Source organism: Flavobacterium sp. TN-1 (assembly GCF_052828645.1).
The window spans coordinates 431,478-450,221 of sequence record NZ_CM128253.1 but is presented as its reverse complement, the minus strand read 5'-3'; the positions used below and the strand labels follow the sequence as shown (position 1 = coordinate 450,221).

Here is an 18,744-nt window from a genome sequence, read left to right as displayed (position 1 = left end):
ATTTTGTTTTTTCAATCAGACAAAGTTACTTTTTCTGTGATAAAATGAAAATGGTCATCTTAAAGAATTAATAAAAGAAAAACCATATTTGAATCCTATTAGGTATTAAACTGAGAATGTACGAAATTTTTTTCCTATATACAATGTGTTGTATTTAGATAAAAGGGTGCGTTTTATTAGAATAAATTTCTATCACATAATTTTACTTTACAATATATTTTTAGATGTTTTTTGATTATAAAAGAAGACAAACTCTAATGGTCATATTAAGGATTTAGAAAGTTGCAGTCAATGTCGAATTTTTTTACACTATATTTACTTTGAAGAAGTTGTTTCTCTATATGATTTCCATTGCCTACAATGATAATCAAGCAATGGTCCGCTTGGAAATATTTTTGAGCTACTCGCATAATATCTTCTGGTTGTACAGCATCAATTTGCTGGATATAATTTTGATAAAAATCATTAGAAAGATTTTGAATTTCGCGATTAAGAGCGTAACGAGCCACAGATTCTGGCTTTTGAGATTGCATAATGAAATGACCAATATATTTAGATTTAACCAATGCTAACTCCATTTCATTAACTAATTCATTGCGTAATTTTTGAATTTCTTTTACTATTTCATCAATAGCATTAATTACAATTTCATTACGAACTTGTGTTGAAATTTTGAATTTTGTAACAGTTTTACTTCCTGATATAGAGGAATAGGCTCCATAAGTCCATCCTTTATCTTCTCTTAAATTTAAAAACAAACGACCGTCAGCACCACCTCCTAAAATTTGATTAGCCATTAAGGTAGGAAAATAATCGGCACTATTCATGGGCAAATGAACCGTATTTACTATGCTAATTTCGGTTTGAACAGCATTTGGTAGATCAACCCAATTAATTTCTGTTCTGTCAATTGTTGGGGGAGAGGGTATGTTGTGTATAGGGAAATTGTTTTTAGACCATGTAGAAAATTCAGATATAACCTTTTCTTTTACAAGTTCAAATTGTATATCACCTATAATCACTAAATAGGCATTTTGAGGAGTAAAATAGTTACTATAATTGTTTTGTATGTCATTAAGTGTTATGTTTTTTAATGTGTTTTCTGTAATAAATTCACCTTTTGGATGAGAAGATCCAAAGATTAGTGCGTTCTCAATTCTATTTAGTATGTTTTGAACATTTTTTTCGTTTGATCTTAATGCCTCTATCATTTTCAAACGTTCTTTTTCTAATTCATCTTGCGTGAAATTAGGAAATAAAACACCTTGTGCAAAGAGTTCTATCATTCGACCAGCATATTTTGATAAACCAATGGCTTTACCTCCAGTAGAATGTAAATAAAATTCCAGCCCTAATAAGTCTGTTTCTTCATAAAAATCTTCTTTTGATATTTTAGTAGATCCTTTTCCTAATAAAGAGGAGGTAAGTGCATCTACTCCTTTTTTGTTTCCTTCAATAAAAAGAGGTCTGTCAATCTGTAAATGTATTGAAACACGAGGGAGTTTATGATTTTTAACGACTAATACTTTTAGACCATTAGAAAGTTCAAAACGGTTAGGTTCTTGAAAATATAATTCAGGAAGTTTACCTGTAGTAGGGGGAGTATTTAGATTTAAATTCATAATATATTTTTAGGCTTGTATACTAATTCTAAACGTTGATGAGGATTTAGATAAAATTGACTAACTAATTGAATTTCATTTTGATTAATGCTATTTAGTAAATCAAATTCGGTATTAATTAAATGAATATCCTTGTACAATAGATGGAAAGTAGCTAAATCATGTGCAATAGTTTCTAAACTCGTTTTGTTATCAATCAAATGATTCTGATATTTATTTTTTAATTTTAAAAAGTCATGATTAGAAATAGGGGCTTTTTGTAATTGTAGAATTTCTTCATCAATTTCTTTCTTTAAATCATTTAAATCAATTCCAGTCATAGGAAGTGCATAAATAATGTATAAACCATAATCTTCTAAGGAAATATTAAAAGCACCAACTTGAAGAGCCATTTTTTTTTCATCGACTAATTTTTTATAAAGTTTAGAACTTTGTCCATCGCTGAAATAACTAGAAATAAAGTCTAATATTCTTGAATCTTTGTCTTTCATAGAAGGTGTGCGATAGGCAAGAACTAACATAGGTATTTGTACGTTAGGATCTTCATATTCTGCAATAATTGTATCGCTAATGGGAAGTTCTAATATTTTTTTTCGTTCAATTTTAGAACCAGAGGAAATAGATCCAAAATATTTTTGAATCCAATTTTTTGTTTGCTCGATTTCAAAATTACCTGCTATTACTAGAACAGCATTATTAGGGATGTAAAATTTTTTGTAAAAATTTTTAAATTCGATTAGAGTGGAAGCATCAATATCTTCGACTTCTCCAATGGTGGTATTTCTATAAGGATGTGAAGGGAAAAGATGTTTTTTAACTTCAGCTAATAAATGACCATAAGGACGATTGTCATAGCGCATTTTTTTTTCTTCTTTTACTACTTCTTTTTGTGTGTCAATACCTATTTGGTTAATTATAGCGTGTCTCAAACGTTCAGCTTCCATCCATATTGCAAGTTCTAGCTGATGTGAAGGAAAAACTTCGTAATAATAAGTTCTATCATCACTAGTGTTAGCATTATTAGTGCCTCCATTAGTTGAAACTAGCTTAAACCATTCTCCTCTTGGTATGTTTTGAGTGCCCTCAAAAAGAAGGTGCTCAAAGAAATGAGCAAATCCTCTCCTGTTTTCTGGATCATCTTTTGAGCCTACATGATACATGATAGAGGTTACTGCTACAGGTATATTGTGGTCAGGATATAAAACAACCTCTAATCCGTTTTCTAAAGTATAGACTGTAAATTTTAATGGAGTGTTCTGAAGCGATCCTCCTAGAGGTGATATATCAGGTGTGCACATAAGGACGTTTTAAATAAGGTAATACTATAGAATAGTTTGTAATTGATACCAAAAATACATTTTAAATCATTGTGATAAAAGGGATTAATATTTTTTGTAGATATTAATATTTTTTTAAATGATAAGTTGTTGATTTCGAAAGAAATTGTATATTTGCAACCTTGAAAAATTAATAAACATTATTGTTATGTACGCAATCGTAGAGATAGCAGGGCAACAATTTAAAGTAAGCAAAGACCAAAAAGTATTCGTACACCGTCTAGCTAATGAAGAAGGTTCAAAAGTTACTTTTGACAAAGTTCTTTTATTAGATGATAACGGAAACGTAACTCTAGGCGCCCCAGCTATAGAAGGAGCTTCAGTAGAGGCAAAAGTATTACAACACTTAAAAGGTGACAAAGTAATCGTTTTCAAAAAGAAAAGAAGAAAAGGTTACAAAAAAAGAAATGGTCACAGACAGTATCTTACTCAAATTTTAGTAGAAGGTATATCTGCTAGTGGTGCAAAAAAAGCAACTCCTAAAAAAGAAGCAGCTCCTAAAGCAGAAGTAGCTACTGAAGAGGCAGCAGCTCCTAAAAAAAGAGCTACTAAAGCTAAAAAAGAAGATACTAACGAATAATATTAACTTTTAAAACCATTACATCATGGCTCACAAGAAAGGTGTCGGTAGTTCTAAGAATGGTAGAGAATCAGAATCGAAACGTTTAGGCGTTAAGATTTTTGGTGGTCAAGCTGCTATTGCAGGTAACATCATTGTAAGACAAAGAGGTTCAAAACACAATGCTGGTGAAAACGTTTATATGGGTAAAGATCATACTTTACACGCTAAAGTTGACGGTGTTGTAGCATTCCAGAAAAAGAAAGACAACAAGTCTTATGTTTCTGTAGTTCCTTTTGAAGCATAGTCTTAATAGAACAATAAAAAAATCAAAGCGTTCGTATAGCGAACGCTTTTTTTATACCTTTGTTTTTTATTTTTATTATGAGTAAAATTAGAATTACTAAACAGTTTAATTTTGAAACAGGACATGCTCTTTACGGGTATGACGGTAAGTGTAAAAATGTACATGGCCATAGTTATAAACTTTCAGTAACCGTTATAGGAAGCCCTATAACAGATAAAGGAAACGTAAAATATGGAATGGTTATTGATTTTTCGGATTTAAAGAAAATTGTAAAAGAAGAAATTGTAGATCTTTTTGATCATGCCACAGTTTTTAATGCGACTACACCACATATAGAGTTAGCAAATGAATTAAAACAAAGAGGACATCATGTTATATTGGTGGATTATCAGCCCACCAGTGAAAATATGGTGATTGATTTTGCTGCTAAAATTTCAAAACATTTACCTGATCAAATAAAGTTACATTCGTTGCGATTACAAGAAACGGAAAGCTCTTTTGCAGAATGGTACGCAAGTGATAATGTGTAAAAAAAAATCACGGAAACTTTAAGGCTAGAAGAAAAACAAAATGATTTAATTTTAAGCTAGGAAATAAATAATTCAGAAGCTTGAATAAATTAAATATTGCTTCTTATTCGACTTAAAGTTTCTTGTGATATGCCTAAAAAAGAAGCAATCATACCTAGAGGAACCCTCTGAATAATATCTTTATTTTCGTCTAAAAGTTGTATGTATTTTTCTTTAGCACTCATATATTGTAAAGAAGAAATTCTTTTGGACATTTGAAGCATAAATTTACCTAAAATATATCGACTAAAATTAGCAGCTGTTAGAGAGTTCATACATAATTCTTCTAATTTTTCATAATTGCAAGTCGTGATAACGGAATTCTCTAAAGCCTCTATATTATAACGAGTAGGTTTATTTTCAAAAAGAGTATCAATATTAGCTGTTATTTTTCCTTCCGCATAAAAGTTTGTAGTAATGTCTTTGCCGTTTTCAAAATAGAACATTCTTATTAAGCCTTCGTTAACAAAAAAAACGGTATGATTGAATTGATTGTGCTGACTCAATATATCTCCTTTTTTAAAGGTTTTAGTCTTGCATTCCTCTCTTAAAATACGTTCAATCTCATTGTCAAATTTTATATGTTTCTTTAGCTCTTCAATCAAATCCATATTTACAGCGTTTTTACAAAAATATAAAAAAAAGACGTTCCGATACTTTGAAACGCCTTTACTGTTTAATTTTGATAGAATTTGTGTTAAGAGGAGAAAATCTTACGAAATGTTGAGGTCTTTGAAAACTTTTTTGATTTTTATTCTTAAAACAACCCACCCCAAAAGAAAAAATACTAAACCCAAAATAAATAAATGCCAGAAAAATTTTAAAGTTAAATAATTAGGTCCTTTTTCTATCACCATAATTTTCATTGCTTCTAGGTAAGGAGTTAAAGGAATTATTTTGCTAAAATTTTCTATAAATACAGGCATAGCATTACTAGGCCAAGTAAAACCACTAATGATGAAAGCAGGAGATGCAATTACCATTAAAACTTGAGTTGCCTTAAGAGCATCTGGTATTAAGATACTGAAAAAAACACCTAAATTAGTTGTAGCAATTATAAATGCGCTTGTTAGTAAAAAGAAATTTATAAAGCTATCAGGAATAGGTATTCTAAAATATAAAGCACATAAATAAAAAACAAAAATATTTAAATATGAAAATAACCAAACAGGTAAGCACTTAATAAACATTATCAAAATAGGATATTTATGTTTCCCTGTAAAATCTCTTATAAAGGATTCTCTTTTAAATTCTTCCGAAAAAGTAACTGCCATGGCTAAAAGAATTACTTGTTGTAATACAACAGCCATTATAGCAGGCCACATAAAAAGAAGGTAATTTCCTGTGGTATTAAATAATGAGATATAATTAGTTTTAAAAGACTCTATATTTTCCTTAGCTTGGTTTAAATTCATTCCTTTTTTTTGAAATGACTTGATTTCTGCGCCAGCAGAGAATGTTCCTAGTGTTAACTGAATGGCTTTTGAAGCAAAATTAGACGTTAGAACATTAGAATTGTTAAAATACACATTTATTTCAGGGTATTTTTTTTGAAGAATATTAGCCTCAAATCGTTTAGGTATAATGATAGCTGCACTTGCTTGTGTTTTTATTATTTCCTCCTTTAAATTAAAAGGCTCATTTACATAATTCAAAACCTTAACAGTCTTGTTGTCTTCAAGCATTTCAATTACTTGGTTTGACATAGGAGATTGATCCTGATTGATCACTATTATAGGAATATCTGTAATTTTTCCTTTTTGATAGGTAAAACCTAATAATAATGCGTAAATAATGGGTCCAATAAAAAATACAGAAAGTATTGTTCGGTTCGTTACAAACAATCGAAACTCTCTTTTTAATAAATATCTTAACTGTGTCATGTTTTTTATGTTAAGATTATTTTAAAATAACTCTTGAGTTGACCAATAAGTTGTTCAGTTTTACTCTATCTGTAGGTATAACTTTTATTTCATATACAGCTTCCCCTGGTTCATAATCTGGATAAGCAGTAGTAATATCAGCATATTTAGCTAATTGCTTTATTGCTACTATATTCCCTGTAAATTCTTGGTTACTATAGGTAGATGCTATGTTTATTTTCATCCCTTTTTTATATTGAGAAATTTTACTCTCTGGTATGGTAAAACGGAAAAAAGTAGAGTTCGGAATATAACCATTAAATAAAGGGTATCCAGCAGTTGCTAGTTCTCCTACATTAAGAGAAATAGTTTCTATTTCCATATCATTAGTGGCTATAATATAACGTTCAGAATAGACCACGTTAGCTTCTTGTAAAGCTCCCTTTGCTTGAGACGCTTGTCCTTCAGCCATATTAATTTTTTCAATTCTTGTGCCAATTTCAACATCATGTAATTCGGCATTCACAGCGTCTAATTGCGCTTTGGCTCCTTGGTATTTTGCAAATACTTCATCGTATTGTTGTTGAGCCATTACACTATCATTAAACATATTTCGTGCTCTATTATATGATTTTTTAGCATATTCAAATTGTTCAGAAAGACCTTTTTGTTTAGATCTTAATTGAATTAGTTGGTCAGATGTTGCGCCATTTTTAGCCATTTGAGCTTGCGCAACCGCTGCCGCTGTAGCTCCTTTTGCTTGTGCAATTTTTGCAGAAACTTCAGGGACATCTAAGAGAGCTAGCGTATCGCCTGCATGAATCATTTGTCCTTCCTCAACATATATTTTTAAGATTCTTCCCGTAACCTTAGGAGCAAAGGATACCGTTTCTTTTTTAGTTTTTCCCTCTACCTCTTTTTCTTTTATTTGATTGTTACAAGCTGCTAGTGTAAAAAGATTAATTACAGCTAATGTTTTTATAATATCGTTTTTCATTATAATAAGTTTGAATTTAAAGTTTTTGAATGTCTAAGCTTTGAGTGGATTTCATCAGTTCAATTGCAGCCCTTCTTTGATTAAAAATAGATGTCTGATATTCTAGTTCAGCCATTTGTAGATCATTTTCAGCTTCAATTAATTGATTTGATTTTATTAATCCATATTTAAACTCCTTTTCTGCTTGATCAAAAGCATTTTGAGCAATCTCTTTTGCCTTTGCCTTCAGATTTATTTGTGCGTTAGCTATGTTGTAAAGAGTTTGGTTATTAGCCAGATTTAATGATAATTTTCGCTCGGCATCTGATTTTTTATTCTCTAAAATTTCTTTCTCTATTTTAGTTTTTTCTATTTCATGACTACTTTCATTACCATCAAAAATTTCCCATTTAAAACCTAAATCAATTCGAAATATAGGAAAAAGATGTTTGTTGGTTAAGTCTGAATTTAACTTGCTGTTAGGGATATTAGGAATCAAATTTTTTGATGAAGATAAATGACCGTTATAAAATCCTAGGTAAGATAAAGATGTTCCAGCTTGAACTTTTGGAATCCACCAAGTTTTATCAGCTTTTATTTTATAATCTAAAGCTTTCATTCCGTGATCTAACGCTTTTAGTTCAGCTCGATTATTAATGCTATTATCTGAAATTGTATGATTTATTTTTTGTAGAGAGGGTTCTATTAAAGCAATTTTTTCAGTTTCTATTCCAGTTAAAATATGTAATTGTGTTGTCAATAATTCTTTTTTTCCTTCGTATTCGACTATTTTTGAGTTGAGTGTTGCTTCTGCTAAATCTATTTTTTGATAATCATATCTAGTTATAAGACCATAGCCCAATGCTTTTTCTGCTAGCTTTTTATTAGCTGCTAATCTTTTTAAACCTTCATTCAAAACTTTTTTTGATTCTATTAGTAAAGCAAATTGGTCATAAGATTGTATGATTTGAGTAACGATCTCATCTTTATTTTTTTCATTAAGAACCAATGTTGCTTTGTTTTTTTCCTCAAGAGCTTGTTTGAGATGTTTTATTTTTCCACCTGAATAAACGAGAACTTTTGCATCAATTTTTGCAGCTCCTTCAATTCCTGATAAATTAAAGTTGTTGTCTAGTGCTCCTTCAGGAACTGTTATTCCTGGAAAGATAGGGTTTATAGGTGCAATTTCAATTGCTTTAGAATGTGATATGCTAGTTATGTCAAGATATCCAGCTTTTCCCGATATATCAACTTTAGGTAAGAATAAATCTTTAAGCTTTTGCTGGTTTAAAGTGATTGTTTTGGATTCTAAAAGTTGATTTTTTATTGATGCGTCTCTTTTTAAAGCTTCGTTAATTAAAGTCTCAAGACTTGGAGCTGTTTGAGCACTAAGCATGAGAGGAATTACTAAAAGCAACGCAGAAATGATTTTTTTCTGATGTTTCATTTTTTTCATTTGATTTACGTTACAAAGGTTTGACTAAAAAAAATGAAATCTTTTGATATATATCAAAAAAATAAAGCTAAGCGTTTAAATTAATACCATTTAAATTTTGAAATTTCCTTATAATACTATTTTTTTTAACCTTGAGACTGTTCAAAAAGTTCGTAATCTTTTATTTCGACCAAAGGGAGAAATTGCATAATGCTGATTATGAGTCTCCTGCTTACATCAGAGTGACAAACCGTATGTTGATTTAGGCACTATTTTACAAAAGCAATAAAAATCATCGTTGGTTCTCGATGCGCTTCACGCTCGAACTAACGATGATTTCAATTATATACTCAACCATCCGTTCGAGTTGTTTTTAAAATGAAAAAAAAACGTATCGAGAACTTTATTTTTTAATCCAGTATATTTTAAGTTTAAATGGTATAAGATTATTCGTTGGGCTATGAAATGAAGATCTAAAGGATGAAGAAGTCAGAATGCAAGAAAAATTTTCCGCAGATGTAATTTTGCTACATTGAGGACAAAAAAGGAGTGTTTTTTAGATTCAAAGTTATTCGTGTTTATAGAATAAATTTATAATATGTAATTTGGGTAAAATAGATTATTATAAAAAAGTTTAGCTTTAAAGTTTGGTTTGTTGAAAAAAGGTCTGATTAGTTTACTTCCATTTTAGACTTTCCATTAATATTTTAAGATCATTTTTGATGTAATGAGCAGCTGGTAAAACAGAATCAAAATTAGGTTTTGCATAGAAATAGATAGATCCCATTAAAAAATGTTTTGTGCTATCCGTTACATAAAATTGAGATTGAGAAGCGGCATTTCCTCCTACTTCATAAAACATTCCAAATTTTTTATGTTCTGAGTCAATGTAAGGTTGTTCTGTAATATTATCTGCTTTTACAACATGCTCATAAGTTAACTTTTGAGCATCTCGTAAAAGAGATTCTATGTTGTTTTGTACGGGACGATAATTAAGGTAGACTGTGGCTCTTAATTTAGGGTAGTTAATATGAAAATTACATTGCCCTTGATCCTTTATATTACTAAGTGAATTGTACTTAAAATCATATCCACAAGCTTTTTTAAAATCAGTATATTGAGGATTAGGGTATTCTAGACTTAAATAAGCTTTGGGTTTAGGCATAGTGTCATCTTTACAACTGATTATGCTTGAGTAACTGATTAGTATTAGTAAAAAACTTTTTATGCTTTTATTCATGTATTTAAAGTTTGTTTTCAGGGATAATGAGGTGTGTTTAGCCGATTTGGCCTTTTGATTTGTTTTTCGTTATTGTTTGCTAAAGTCAAACGATTATTTTACACTGATTTTGTTTTAAAATGGTAAATCGTTTTCTGTTGGAGGGCCAAAATTAGTGCTTTTTGATGTTTCTGATGGGTTTTTAAATGATTCAGAATCCTTCTTCGTATTTAAAAAAGTAAATTCAGTTACTTGAATTTCAGTAGTATATTTTGTGGAGCCATCTTCCGCTTGCCATTGTCTTGATTTGATGCGTCCTTCAACGTATATTTTATCACCTTTTGTTAAGTACTTTTCGCAAATTTCTGCAGCTTTATTTCGAACGACAACATTATGCCACTCTGTAGAAGTTATTTTTTCTCCAGTAGTTTTATTAATATATATATCGTTTGTAGCTAAAGGAAATCTACCAATACAGTTTCCCCCATTAAAATAGTGCATTTTTACTTCATCTCCTAAATGCCCAATGAGCATTACTTTATTTAACGTTCCGTTCATAATGGCTTATATTTAATAGTATCAAATATAGTTAAAATTTCAATATAGAGTTCTTTCTAAAAAATTATGAATAACAATAGGAGTAGGTAGCTTTTTTAATTCATTATATATTAAGCCTATTTCATGCTCCTGATCGAGTTCTATTTTCCAAAAATTAATATTTAAATTTTGATGAGACAGCTTGTGATTTATCTGTTCATGTTTTAAAAGAGTAATTGTTTTAATATTAGAATATTGCTCTAATATTTTGTCTTGTATAATACTCGTCTTTTCCTTTTTAGAAACTTCAATTAAAGGTAATTCATATAGATTTAGCCATATATCCTTTTTAATTCTTTGTTGGTATAAAGCCTTTTGATTCTTGTCAATTACCAATAAGTAATGAAAATGTCGATCAGTTGTTTTGTTTTTCTTTGTTTTAATAGGAAGATTAGCAACATTATTCGTACCCAATGCGTAGCAACTACTTTGCAAGGGACAAATAGCACAATTTGGATTTTGAGGCGTACATTGTAAAGCACCAAACTCCATAATAGCTTGATTAAATTCAGCAGGTTTGTTGGGGTTAATGACCTCTGAAGCTAAATTAAAAAACGCTTGTTTAGTTTTAGGTAAACTAATATCAAGATCTAATCCAAAATAACGAGCTATAACCCGATATACATTGCCATCTATTACAGGAACACATTCATTAAATGAAAAAGAAGCAATAGCGGCAGCTGTATATTCTCCAATTCCTTTTAATTTTTGAAGATCCTTATAATTATTTGGGAAAATTCCCTTTTTATGTTCCGTTAAAAATTTAGCTGTAGTATGAAGATTTCGAGCCCTAGAATAATAACCTAATCCTTGCCATAATTTAAGTACTTCCTGCTCTTCTGCTTTTGCTAAATCCTGGATTTTTGGGTACTGTTTTATAAAGGCTTGGTAGTAGGGAAGTCCTTGGATTACACGGGTTTGTTGTAATATTATTTCAGATAACCAAATCAAATAAGGGTCTGTTGTTCTGCGCCAAGGAAGATCTCTCTTGTGGTATTGATACCAAGCTATAATTGTATCACTAAAATTCATGCTCTTAAATTGGTGCGCAAAAATAATTCTTTATGTGATTAAATTTTAATCAATTATACTTGAATTATTCTTTTTTTTATTCCTATATTTGCACACTCAAAAAAATGCAATAAACTTAATTATTATATAAAATGACAAAAGCAGATATCGTAGCTAAAATTGCTGATAAATTAGGCTTAGAAAAAGGAGATGTTCAGGCTACAGTAGAGTCTTTTATGGACGAAGTTAAAAATTCGTTAGAAACAGGTGATAATGTTTATTTGAGAGGTTTTGGAAGTTTTATTATTAAAACAAGAGCTGAAAAAACAGGTAGAAATATTTCAAAAAATACAACTATTAAAATTCCAGCTCATAATATACCCGCTTTTAAACCTGCAAAAGTATTTGTTGAAGGAGTGAAAGAAAAAGTTAACGTAGAAATATTAGAAGAATCGAAATAATTATTAACATAAAACCAACAAAGTTATGCCAAGTGGTAAGAAAAGAAAAAGACATAAGGTAGCGACTCACAAACGTAAAAAAAGAGCGAGAGCTAATCGTCATAAAAAGAAAAAGTAGTTCTTAAACTACTTTTTTCTTTTTAAACGTTCATTGAAAATGAGATTTATGATTTTTAAATTTAGGAACATCTTAAAAAGAATACATGAATTTTAAAAATCTTAAATCCTGCGGGTTCATTGCCTGTAAAAGAAATGTTTAATCCATCCTTACAATTAGCGGTAGATAATAGGTGATTTTCCTATTATATATTGCCAAAAAGTTGGGATAAAAATTTACGCCGTGAATAAAGAACTAATTATTAGATCAAGTGAAAGTGCTGTAGATTTTGCCTTATTAAAAGATGGAAAACTAATAGAATTACATAAAGATGAAGATAGTTCAGGTGCATTTCAGGTAGGGGATATCTATATTGCAAAAATTAGAAAACCAGTGGCAGGTCTAAATGCTGCGTTTGTTAATTTAGGTTTTGATAAAGATGCTTTTCTACATTATCACGATTTAGGGCCTAATTTATCTTCTCAATTGAAATTTATTAAACAAGTATGCACAGGTAAATTCAACGATTTTTTCCTAAAAACGTTTCAGTTTGAACCTGAAATAGATAAAAATGGTATTATAACAGATGTGTTAAATGCTAATCAATCAATTTTAGTTCAAGTTGTAAAAGAACCAATATCTACCAAAGGACCACGAATTAGTTCTGAGTTATCCTTAGCAGGTAGGTATATTGTTTTAGTGCCTTTTTCCGAAAGAGTATCTGTTTCGCAAAAAATACACTCAAAAGAAGAAAAAGAACGATTAAAACGTTTGGTTCTATCCATCAAGCCAAAAGGCTTTGGGGTTATTGTTCGTACAGTAGCCGAGGGCAAAAAAGTAGCCGAAATTGACAAAGATTTACAAAATTTGCTAGACAAATGGTCTGCAATGTGTAAACGAATCCCAACGGCTCACCATCCTTCTAGAGTATTAGGTGAATTAAATAGAGCTTCCTCTATTTTAAGAGATGTATTTAATGATACTTTTACCTCAATATTAACAGATGATGAACAGTTGTTGCAGGAAACTAAGGAGTATTTACAAGAAATAGCTCCAGGAAAAGAATCAATCGTTAAACTCTATAATTCAAAAGAAATTCCTCTTTTTGAAAAATATGGGATCGAACGTCAAATTAAAACTTCTTTTGGTAAAACAGTTTCCATGAGTAAAGGGGCTTATCTGATTATTGAACATACAGAAGCTATGCACGTTATTGATGTAAATAGTGGAAATCGTTCAAATAAAGCAACCTCTCAAGAAGATACCGCTCTTGAAGTCAATCTTATAGCAGCAGCAGAAGTTGCGCGACAATTGCGTTTGAGAGATATGGGGGGGATTATTGTAGTCGATTTTATTGATATGCAAAATCCAGACAATCGAAAAGTATTGTTTGATTTCTTAAAAGAAGAAATGAGTGACGATAAAGCGAAACATAAAATCTTACCTCCAAGTAAATTTGGTCTCGTGCAGATAACGCGACAGCGTGTTCGACCAGAGGTGAATATTAAAACTCGAGAAGAAGATCCAAATAATGAAAAAGGAGAAATTGAAGCTCCTATTGTTATTATAGATAAAATAACTTCTGAGTTGGAAAGAATTATTAAGAAGTATAAAAAGGTGCGTTTGCACGTGCACCCGTTTATTGCTGCTTACCTTACAAAAGGTTTTCCATCAATACGTTCAAAATGGTTTTTTGAACATAAAAAATGGGTTAAAATTATACCGCGTGACGCATACACGTACTTAGAATATAGGTTTTTAGATGATACTGGAAATCCTGTAGAAGATTAATAAAAAACGCTTAGATTTCTAGGCGTTTTTTTTGCCTTTAATAATTGTTTAGAATGAATAAAAATAACGATTATTTAGTCGATTTTCTTCTACAAAAATTGATATTTCGTCCTATGCCATTATCTTTGTAGCTTGGATTAATTATCATAATTATGCAATCGAATCAACTGGATTTTATACCTATTCTAATGCAAGTAGGACTAGCTGTTGGATTTGTAGGAGCTACAATCTTTATCTCTAGTTTATTAGGTCCTAAGCGTCATTCAGCCAATAAAGATAAAAATTTCGAATGTGGTATTGAATCAATAGGTAATGCCCGTATTCCCTTTTCTGTAAAATATTTCTTAGTAGCTATTCTCTTCGTTTTATTTGATGTCGAGGTTATTTTTATGTATCCTTGGGCGGTAAATTTCCGCGAAATGGGCATGGAAGGATTATTGAAAATGGGAATTTTCATGTTTCTTTTAGTCGTAGGTTTTTACTACGTAATTAAGAAAAAAGGATTGGAGTGGGAATAAAAAATTTATTTTAAATGATGAATTTTAAATTATAAATGAATAATTCAAAATTCAAAATTCAAAATTCAAAATTCAAAATAATTTGAAATGAGTGATTCTTCAAAATATAAAACAGTAGCTCCTCCAGATGGTTATGCTGGGGAAGGTTTTTTTGCTACCAAATTGAGCGATGTGGTAGGTTTAGCTCGTGCAAATTCGATGTGGCCTTTACCCTTTGCGACTTCTTGTTGTGGTATCGAATTCATGGCAACAGCAGGAGCACATTATGACGTGGCACGTTTCGGTATGGAGCGTATGAGTTTCTCACCTCGTCAGGCGGATATGCTTTTAGTAATGGGAACTATTTCTAAAAAAATGGCACCTATTTTACGTCAAGTATATGAGCAAATGTCAGAACCAAAATGGGTTATTGCCGTAGGTGCTTGTGCCTCTTCGGGTGGTGTTTTTGATACGTATTCTGTTTTACAAGGTATCGACAAAGTAATTCCTGTAGATGTGTATGTACCAGGATGCCCGCCAAGACCAGAACAAATTTTAGACGGAATTATGCGTTTGCAAGAAATTGTAAAAAATGAATCGGTTCGCCGTCGTAGTTCTGACGAATACAAAGAATTATTAGGTTCTTATAACATCAAATAATATGGCATTAGAGAACGCTGTTATTCAACAAAAATTAATTGACCAATTTGGATTAAAAGTATCTGAATTTGTTCAGCTTCATGATATTTTGACTTTCGAAGTAGCTTCTGATGCTATAGTAGAAGTTATGAAATTCTTAAAAGAAGACGCTACCTTGCGTTTCAACTTTTTAACTGATGTGTGTGGGGTGCATTACCCAGAATATGAAGCTAATCGTCAACTAGGTATTGTGTATCACATGCACAACTGGATTGATGGTGTTCGTATCCGCATCAAATGTTTTCTTCCTATCGATAATCCAGAAATTGACTCGGTTACTTCTTTATTCTTAGGAGCTAACTGGCAAGAGCGCGAAACCTTCGATTTCTACGGAATCACTTTCAAAGGACATCCTCAATTAAAACGTATATTGAATATGGACGAAATGACCGTATTCCCAATGCGTAAGGAATTCCCGCTTGAAGATGGTGGACGTACGGATAAAGACGACCGTTTCTTTGGAAGAACTACTCATAATTGTTAATAAAACTGAAAATCAATGTCAGAGTTATTATTAAAACCAGAAGAGCGTTACGCTAGCATCATCGAACAAAGAAGAAACGAAGATGGTAGTGAACTAGCCATATTAAACCTTGGTCCTACTCACCCTGCTACCCACGGTATTTTCCAAAACATCTTATTGATGGATGGAGAAAGAATTATTGATGGGGAAGGTACTGTAGGATACATTCATAGAGCTTTTGAAAAAATTGCAGAAAACCGTCCGTTTTACCAAATTAATGTATTGACTGACCGTATGAACTATTGTTCGTCGCCTATCAATAATATGGGATGGTGGATGACGGTTGAAAAAGCTTTAGGGATAGATGTTCCTAAAAGAGTACAATACATGCGTGTGATTGTAATGGAGTTAGCTCGTATTGCAGACCACATTATTTGTAACTCGATTTTAGGAGTAGATACTGGTGCCATGACAGGTTTCTTCTACGTATTTGAATATCGTGAAAGAATCTACGAAATCTATGAAGAAATTTGTGGTGCTCGTTTAACAACCAATATGGGACGCATTGGTGGTTTTGAAAGAGATTGGTCTGCGGAAGTTTGGAAAAAAATTGACGCTTTCTTAGCGGATTTTCCAGCCGTTTGGGCAGAGTTTGAAAGTCTTTTAAACCGTAACCGTATCTTTATGGATAGAACCATCAATGTGGGACCTATCTCTGCTGAAAAAGCCATGAGCTACGGATTTACTGGACCAAATTTACGTGCCGCAGGTATCGATTATGACGTGCGTGTAGCACAACCTTATTCGTCTTACGAAGATTTCGAATTTAATATTCCAGTTGGAAAATCAGGAGATACCTACGACCGTTTTTGTGTGCGTAACGCAGAAGTTTGGGAAAGTATCAGCATCATCAAGCAAGCATTAGCAAAAATGCCTGAAGGACCTTTCCATGCAGATGTTCCTGAATATTATTTACCTCCTAAAGAAGATGTATATACTACAATGGAATCGCTAATTTGGCATTTCAAAATTGTTATGGGCGAAGTACCTGTTCCATTAACAGAAGTATACCAAGCGGTTGAAGGAGGAAATGGTGAGTTAGGTTTTTATTTAGTTACTGATGGAAGCCGTACCCCATATCGTTTACACTTTAGAAGACCTTGTTTTATATATTACCAAGCATATATCGATATGGTAAGAGGGCAAAATCTATCAGATGCTATTGCTACTTTATCAAGTTTGAATGTTATTGCTGGAGAATTAGACGCTTAATGCTATGGAAAAACACGATTATACCCATTATAAACAAGAAATAAATATTACGCCTGAGCTAATGACTCGCATTAATGAGTTAATCAGTCATTATCCTGAGGACAAACGCAAATCTGCATTAATTCCTGTACTACATGAAGTACAAGATGCACACGACCATTGGTTGAGCTATGCGTTGCAAGACAAAGTAGCGGAGATTTTAGGAATCAAACCCGTGGAAGTTTACGAAGTGGTTTCTTTCTATACCATGTTCAACAGAAGACCTATTGGTAAATACATGTTTGAATTTTGTCAAACCTCTTGTTGCGCGACTCGTGGTGTAGAAAATTTAATGGATTACACTTGCGATAAATTAGGTGTAAAATTAGGTGAAACTACTGACGACGGATTATTTGAAGTTCGTGGTGTAGAATGTTTAGGTGCTTGTGGATATGCTCCTATGTTACAGTTAGGAGATTTTTATCACGAACATTTAACGAAAGAAAAAATTGACCAGCTTATCGACGATTGTAAAGCTGGTAAAGTACAAATGTTAGATAAATAATACTATGGGAAGAAAAATATTATTAGAAAAAATAAATATTCCAGGTATTAAAACCTACGAAGTATACCGTCAGAATGGTGGATATGCTTCGGTGGAAAAAGCGTTAAAGCAAATGACCCCTGATGAAGTTACTGAGGAAGTAAAAACTTCTGGACTTCGTGGTCGTGGAGGAGCTGGTTTCCCAGTGGGGATGAAATGGAGCTTCATTGATAAAAAATCAGGTAAACCACGTCATTTAGTTTGTAATGCGGACGAGTCGGAACCAGGAACGTTCAAAGACCGTTTCTTAATGGAATACATTCCGCACTTATTAATCGAAGGGATGATTACCTCTTCGTATGCTTTAGGCGCTAACTTATCTTATATCTACATCCGTGGAGAATATATGTGGGTTTTCAAAACGCTTGAAAGAGCGATTAAGGAAGCTTACGCTGCGGGATGGTTAGGAAAAAATATATTAGGAACTGGATACGATTTAGATTTACACGTGCATTGTGGTGCAGGAGCTTACATTTGTGGTGAGGAAACTGCATTAATCGAATCGTTAGAAGGTAAAAGAGGAAACCCTCGTATCAAACCACCGTTTCCAGCGGTAAGTGGTTTGTGGCAAAATCCGACGGTAGTTAATAACGTAGAATCTATTGCTGCGGTGCCTTGGATTGTTCTAAATAAAGGTGAAGAATACGCTAAAATTGGTATTGGACGTTCTACAGGAACTAAATTGATTTCGGCTTCTGGTCATATTAAAAATCCTGGGGTTTACGAAATTGAATTAGGTCTTTCGGTAGAAGAATTCATGAATTCTGACGAATATCTAGGCGGAATGATGGATGACCGACCTTTAAAAGCGTTAGTACCTGGAGGTTCATCGGTGCCAATTTTACCACAGCATTTAATTTACAAAACTGCCAATGGTGACGACCGTTTAATGACTTACGAATCATTATCAGATGGAGGATTTGCAACAGGTTCCATGTTAGGTTCAGGAGGATTTATAGTGTATAATGATACAACTTGTATTGTTCGCAACACTTGGAATTTCTCTCGATTCTACCACCACGAATCTTGTGGGCAATGTACCCCATGTCGTGAAGGAACAGGATGGTTAGAAAAAATCCTTTGGAGAATTGAAAACGGACAAGGACGCGAAGAAGATATCGAATTGTTGTGGAGTATCCAATCTAAAATTGAAGGAAACACGATTTGTCCATTAGGTGATGCGGCATCGTGGCCGGTGGCTGCGGCGATTCGTCACTTTAGAGAAGAATTTGAGTATCACGTTCGATTCCCTGAAAAAATTAAAAATAGAGACCACTACGTAAATGAGCCTTTCGAAAAAGTAAGACATTTAGTAGCGAAGCAAACTGTATAAAGAGCCCCTCCCAACCTCCCCAAAGGGGAGGAGAAGGAGAATAGATAATATTAA

20 protein-coding genes are annotated in these 18,744 nt (G+C 32.2%); 11 read left to right on the top strand and 9 right to left on the bottom strand.

Features of this window, described 5'->3' with window-relative positions; translation table 11 throughout:
- Window positions 1-266: 266 nt before the first annotated feature.
- Together ACUXZJ_RS01815 and ACUXZJ_RS01810 are read right to left on the bottom strand one after the other, a co-directional pair.
- Window positions 267-1,622, bottom strand: coding sequence for a M16 family metallopeptidase (locus tag ACUXZJ_RS01815; protein WP_060381542.1), 1,356 nt, complete (start codon window positions 1,620-1,622; stop codon window positions 267-269).
- The gene (locus ACUXZJ_RS01810) at window positions 1,619-2,920 is read right to left on the bottom strand and encodes a M16 family metallopeptidase (protein WP_446195628.1); all 1,302 of its coding nucleotides are present in this window, start codon (window positions 2,918-2,920) and stop codon (window positions 1,619-1,621) included. The genes ACUXZJ_RS01815 and ACUXZJ_RS01810 overlap by 4 nt, the downstream gene beginning before the upstream one ends.
- 187 nt (window positions 2,921-3,107) lie before the next feature.
- Here ACUXZJ_RS01810 and rplU point away from each other — a divergent pair, with 187 nt between their 5' ends.
- The 3 genes from rplU to ACUXZJ_RS01795 all read left to right on the top strand — a co-directional run bounded on the left by rplU (window position 3,108) and on the right by ACUXZJ_RS01795 (window position 4,355).
- Complete coding sequence (gene rplU, locus ACUXZJ_RS01805) at window positions 3,108-3,539, top strand: 50S ribosomal protein L21 (RefSeq protein WP_060381544.1); 432 nt, start codon at window positions 3,108-3,110, stop codon at window positions 3,537-3,539.
- Between the two features lie 25 nt (window positions 3,540-3,564).
- The gene (gene rpmA / locus ACUXZJ_RS01800; protein WP_060381545.1) at window positions 3,565-3,825 is read left to right on the top strand and encodes a 50S ribosomal protein L27; all 261 of its coding nucleotides are present in this window, start codon (window positions 3,565-3,567) and stop codon (window positions 3,823-3,825) included.
- A 77-nt stretch (window positions 3,826-3,902) separates the two neighbouring features.
- The gene (locus ACUXZJ_RS01795; protein WP_060381546.1) at window positions 3,903-4,355 is read left to right on the top strand and encodes a 6-pyruvoyl trahydropterin synthase family protein; all 453 of its coding nucleotides are present in this window, start codon (window positions 3,903-3,905) and stop codon (window positions 4,353-4,355) included.
- A gap of 89 nt (window positions 4,356-4,444) precedes the next feature.
- On the opposite strand, the gene ACUXZJ_RS01790 is transcribed toward ACUXZJ_RS01795, so the two are convergent.
- From ACUXZJ_RS01790 to mutY, 7 genes are all read right to left on the bottom strand, one after another.
- Complete coding sequence (locus tag ACUXZJ_RS01790; RefSeq protein WP_060381547.1) at window positions 4,445-5,005, bottom strand: Crp/Fnr family transcriptional regulator; 561 nt, start codon at window positions 5,003-5,005, stop codon at window positions 4,445-4,447.
- A 102-nt stretch (window positions 5,006-5,107) separates the two neighbouring features.
- On the bottom strand, window positions 5,108-6,277 hold the full coding sequence (locus ACUXZJ_RS01785; RefSeq protein WP_088466312.1) for an ABC transporter permease: 1,170 nt from the start codon (window positions 6,275-6,277) through the stop codon (window positions 5,108-5,110).
- A 16-nt stretch (window positions 6,278-6,293) separates the two neighbouring features.
- On the bottom strand, window positions 6,294-7,253 hold the full coding sequence (locus tag ACUXZJ_RS01780) for an HlyD family secretion protein (RefSeq protein WP_060381549.1): 960 nt from the start codon (window positions 7,251-7,253) through the stop codon (window positions 6,294-6,296).
- A 16-nt stretch (window positions 7,254-7,269) separates the two neighbouring features.
- A complete protein-coding gene (locus ACUXZJ_RS01775; RefSeq protein ID WP_060383793.1) occupies window positions 7,270-8,679 on the bottom strand; it encodes a TolC family protein in 1,410 nt (469 codons plus the stop codon).
- Window positions 8,680-9,343: 664 nt separating this feature from the next.
- On the bottom strand, window positions 9,344-9,907 hold the full coding sequence (gene gldD, locus ACUXZJ_RS01770) for a gliding motility lipoprotein GldD (RefSeq protein ID WP_060381550.1): 564 nt from the start codon (window positions 9,905-9,907) through the stop codon (window positions 9,344-9,346).
- A 114-nt stretch (window positions 9,908-10,021) separates the two neighbouring features.
- Window positions 10,022-10,444: a single-stranded DNA-binding protein gene (locus ACUXZJ_RS01765; RefSeq protein WP_063743288.1), complete on the bottom strand. Its 423-nt coding sequence runs from the start codon at window positions 10,442-10,444 to the stop codon at window positions 10,022-10,024.
- A gap of 39 nt (window positions 10,445-10,483) precedes the next feature.
- Window positions 10,484-11,515: an A/G-specific adenine glycosylase gene (gene mutY / locus ACUXZJ_RS01760; protein WP_060381552.1), complete on the bottom strand. Its 1,032-nt coding sequence runs from the start codon at window positions 11,513-11,515 to the stop codon at window positions 10,484-10,486.
- Between the two features lie 131 nt (window positions 11,516-11,646).
- Here mutY and ACUXZJ_RS01755 point away from each other — a divergent pair, with 131 nt between their 5' ends.
- From ACUXZJ_RS01755 to nuoF, 8 genes are all read left to right on the top strand, one after another.
- Window positions 11,647-11,955, top strand: a complete 309-nt coding sequence (locus ACUXZJ_RS01755; RefSeq protein ID WP_060381553.1) for an HU family DNA-binding protein — start codon at window positions 11,647-11,649, stop codon at window positions 11,953-11,955.
- Between the two features lie 340 nt (window positions 11,956-12,295).
- The gene (locus ACUXZJ_RS01750; protein WP_060381554.1) at window positions 12,296-13,843 is read left to right on the top strand and encodes an Rne/Rng family ribonuclease; all 1,548 of its coding nucleotides are present in this window, start codon (window positions 12,296-12,298) and stop codon (window positions 13,841-13,843) included.
- A gap of 152 nt (window positions 13,844-13,995) precedes the next feature.
- Window positions 13,996-14,361 (top strand): NADH-quinone oxidoreductase subunit A, encoded by a 366-nt coding sequence (locus ACUXZJ_RS01745; protein WP_060381555.1) that lies wholly within the window; start codon window positions 13,996-13,998, stop codon window positions 14,359-14,361.
- An 87-nt stretch (window positions 14,362-14,448) separates the two neighbouring features.
- Entirely contained in the window at window positions 14,449-15,000 is a 552-nt protein-coding gene (locus tag ACUXZJ_RS01740; RefSeq protein WP_063743286.1) for an NADH-quinone oxidoreductase subunit B, read from the top strand.
- Between the two features lies 1 nt (window position 15,001).
- Window positions 15,002-15,523: an NADH-quinone oxidoreductase subunit C gene (locus tag ACUXZJ_RS01735; protein ID WP_063743285.1), complete on the top strand. Its 522-nt coding sequence runs from the start codon at window positions 15,002-15,004 to the stop codon at window positions 15,521-15,523.
- Between the two features lie 15 nt (window positions 15,524-15,538).
- Complete coding sequence (locus ACUXZJ_RS01730; RefSeq protein ID WP_014164156.1) at window positions 15,539-16,774, top strand: NADH-quinone oxidoreductase subunit D; 1,236 nt, start codon at window positions 15,539-15,541, stop codon at window positions 16,772-16,774.
- A gap of 4 nt (window positions 16,775-16,778) precedes the next feature.
- The gene (locus ACUXZJ_RS01725; protein WP_063743283.1) at window positions 16,779-17,318 is read left to right on the top strand and encodes an NADH-quinone oxidoreductase subunit NuoE family protein; all 540 of its coding nucleotides are present in this window, start codon (window positions 16,779-16,781) and stop codon (window positions 17,316-17,318) included.
- Window positions 17,319-17,322: 4 nt separating this feature from the next.
- A complete protein-coding gene (gene nuoF, locus ACUXZJ_RS01720; RefSeq protein WP_063743281.1) occupies window positions 17,323-18,690 on the top strand; it encodes an NADH-quinone oxidoreductase subunit NuoF in 1,368 nt (455 codons plus the stop codon).
- The last annotated feature ends 54 nt before the right edge of the window (window positions 18,691-18,744 follow it).